Annotated in this window: 4 protein-coding genes; 1 reads left to right on the top strand and 3 read right to left on the bottom strand. The window is 52.1% G+C overall.

Features of this window, described 5'->3' with window-relative positions:
- Positions 1 to 12 precede the first annotated feature (12 nt).
- Positions 13 to 696 carry a GNAT family N-acetyltransferase gene (locus tag V6D20_23405; protein ID HEY9818726.1) on the bottom strand — a complete coding sequence of 228 codons (684 nt, stop codon included), beginning with the start codon at positions 694 to 696 and terminating at the stop codon, positions 13 to 15.
- 115 nt (positions 697 to 811) lie between these two features.
- Between V6D20_23405 and V6D20_23410 the strand changes: the two genes are divergently transcribed.
- Positions 812 to 1,399 carry a TetR/AcrR family transcriptional regulator gene (locus V6D20_23410; GenBank protein ID HEY9818727.1) on the top strand — a complete coding sequence of 196 codons (588 nt, stop codon included), beginning with the start codon at positions 812 to 814 and terminating at the stop codon, positions 1,397 to 1,399.
- Between the two features lie 151 nt (positions 1,400 to 1,550).
- Here V6D20_23410 and V6D20_23415 read toward each other — a convergent pair whose 3' ends face one another.
- Both V6D20_23415 and V6D20_23420 read right to left on the bottom strand, forming a co-directional pair.
- Entirely contained in the window at positions 1,551 to 1,850 is a 300-nt protein-coding gene (locus V6D20_23415; protein HEY9818728.1) for a hypothetical protein, read from the bottom strand.
- 334 nt (positions 1,851 to 2,184) lie between these two features.
- The coding region (locus tag V6D20_23420) for an aldo/keto reductase (protein HEY9818729.1) at positions 2,185 to 2,947 on the bottom strand (763 nt) is incomplete at its 5' end.

The raw sequence follows: 2,947 nt of genomic DNA on the forward strand, positions 1-2,947 counted from the left end.
GACCTCTCATTTTTACTCCATTGCCCTTAAACTCAGCCCAAACTTAGTCACCCCTGGAAACTCGATGTTGAACTGCTCCGAGAAATAATCGGCATAGAAGGTTTGGTAAGGCTTGAACCCAACCGCTTCGTAGGCGTGACGAGCGCGATCATTACCGTTGATCACCATGATGCCGGCATAAGAGTGCCCCTGGACTTGCCCCTCCTCCAGCACTGCTTTGAGCAAGGTTTTCCCTAAACCCCGCCCCCGAGCTTCGGGTAAAACAGCTACATTCTCGATAATCCAAGACGCTTGGGGGGTGAGGAAAAAAGGTGTCAAGTCTCCTCCAAATAGCCCTAAGTAGCGATCGCGGAATAGGGATGTCGTAGCGCTTGACCAGCTCAGAGCTTGGGCGATCGCCTCCAATCGAGACAGCCGCAGCGGGCAGTAATCCTCAGGGTTAGGGACATACCCCGCCGCTGCCGCCACAGGTTTACCCTGCTCCTCCAGAACGATAAAGTCATGCACATTGCCCCAGTTTGAGGCATTGGTTCGCAATTCTGCCTCAATAAATGCTAGGGCTGGGGTGTCCGTGCCCTCTAGCAGGTCTTCCCAAAAACAATGGTCGAGGGGCGGCAATGAAGCTTCGTATTCAATTTGGGTGAGGAAGGGAATATCAGCACTTGTAGCCTTTCGAGTTGTGAGCGGTATAGCCATAGCTCCCCTTTGAGGTGATCCCCATAAAAGATACAATCTGTATGTATCTCAAAATAGAGCCTTCTTCCTTGCTCTGTCAAGATACATGCTGTCTGAATGTATGAGTGCGATCGCCATGACTTCCAAGTTGACCAAAGCCGAGCAAACCCGTCGTACCCGCCGCGCCATTCTAGATCGGGCACGGCATCTGTTTGCTACCCAGGGCTATGCCGCTACCGGCACCGAGGAAATTATGAGTGAGTTGGGGATTACCCGAGGGGCGCTGTATCATCAGTTCAGCGATAAGTTGGGGGTCTTTAAGGCGGTGGTGGAGGAAGCCTATGGCGAAATCACGGCCCACATTCGCACCCGAGCCGAGCCGCTGGACACCAACTGGGAGCAGCTCGTGGTTGGCTGTCAGGCATTTCTAGAAGTTGCTCAGCAGGAGGAGTTGCGACGGCTAGTGTTTATCGAAGCGCCTGCTGTTCTAGCGGCAGACACCCTGGTAGAAATCGATCAGGGTGGGTTTGGCTTGCTGCAGGAGTCGATTCAGATTGCGGTAGCGGCGGGAGATCTTAAGGTGGTTGATGCGGAAGGCTTTGCCCATTTGGTGAATGGGTCATTGAATGAACTGGCTGCCTGGGTAGCCCAGTCGGAGGATCCGCAACGGCTGCAAACCGCCCAGAAATTGATCGAAGCGTTGCTGATTCGGCATCAGGGCTGAGGAGGATGAGTAGGACGGTGTTGCGGAACCAGGGAGAGAACCTCCAGTACAAAATTATAGGTTAGCCAAAACATGATCCTATCCTCTCTTACGACCTTGGAACTCGTGAAATCGCTGGAACATCTGCTGTACATTCTTGACCACAAGCCAGTTAAGAGTGATGTCGTTCTTCCAGCCAGATACATACCGCTTCCTCTGAGTCAAAGGTATGATGAACATCTTGCTTAGGATCATAAACCCGGAAGTAAAGATCACCTTTTCGATTGTAATGCTTAGAAATATAGGGTTCTGGATCGAGCGTAAAGGTTTTCGCAAGGTATGTTCCAAAGCGAGTGGCGCGCCTTGCAAGCCAAATAAGAAAACCGTTTTTAGCTTTTCTTGCAACCCAATCAGCGGCATTAAAAGTAGTATTTTTAGGATCTATTGGATGACAGGATCTTGAGTGCTTCATCGCCTCTTACCTCTGAGATGAAACGTTATGTTTGGATTTAGTTGCTCTATCAAATCCGGTTAGGCACACAATTCACGAAAGGCTGTGGCAGTACCAGGATGTCTGTAACTCCTGTGATATGGGGACGGCGGAGCGGGGGATCGAATGCGGGATGTTTCAACGATGACCATCCAACCGGACTTGATAGTAAAGTAACCTTCGCTGACAACTTTCGCCCATGACAGACGCAGGTATACTAAGCCACCCTTGTAGTAGGGCTAATCGAGAACAGCTTTGATACGGTATGGCATCGTTGTTGATGACGACCCTCTAAGCGCCCAACCTTGAACATTGATCAGCGGTTGACCGTACTCATATCGGGATAGCGATCGCCTACCGCCGCCCCCTGAGGCATCACCGCGTTGATCTGCTCCAGTTCCGTTGTGGTCAGCGTGATGTTCACTGCCGCTACATTTTCTTCCAGATAGCGCCGCCGCTTGGTACCAGGAATGGGCACAATGTCCTCCCCTCGGGTTAATAGCCAAGCGATCGCCAATTGGGCGGGAGTGACTTGCTTAGCGGCAGCGATCGCCTTAACTTGCTCAACAAGTTGCAGGTTTTTGGCAAAATTTTCCCCTTGAAAGCGAGGAGAATGGCGGCGATAGTCATCGTCGGCAATATCATCGGGACTCTGAAGCTGACCGGACAGGAAGCCGCGCCCTAGGGGACTGTAGGGCACAAAGCCAATCCCCAATTCCCGCACGGTGGGTAAAATCTCGTCCTCCGGTTCTCGGCTCCACAGAGAATATTCCGTTTGCAGCGCCGTAATAGGATGCACCGCATGGGCGCGTCGAATCGTGGCAGGAGCCGCCTCTGACAGTCCTAAGTAGCGTACTTTACCCTGTTGCACCAGGTCAGCCATTGCGCCAATTGTTTCCTCAATCGGCACGTTGGCATCAACCCGGTGTTGGTAATAGAGGTCAATCACCTCTACCCCTAAGCGCTGGAGTGAAGCATCACAGCATTGCTTAACGTACTCAGGCTTGCCGCAGACGCCGCCCCACCCGCCATCTGGGGTTCGTACATTGCCAAATTTAGTGGCAATCACCACCTGCTCA

The organism is Candidatus Obscuribacterales bacterium (assembly GCA_036703605.1).
In the GTDB taxonomy this organism is placed as follows: domain Bacteria; phylum Cyanobacteriota; class Cyanobacteriia; order RECH01; family RECH01; genus RECH01.

Bases quoted from the DNA above. Each gene is read 5' to 3' on its own strand.
- V6D20_23405 (HEY9818726.1), bottom strand. From the start codon at position 696: ATGGCTATACCGCTCACAACTCGAAAGGCTACAAGTGCTGATATTCCC.
- V6D20_23410 (HEY9818727.1), top strand. From the start codon at position 812: ATGACTTCCAAGTTGACCAAAGCCGAGCAAACCCGTCGTACCCGCCGC.
- V6D20_23415 (HEY9818728.1), bottom strand. From the start codon at position 1,850: ATGAAGCACTCAAGATCCTGTCATCCAATAGATCCTAAAAATACTACT.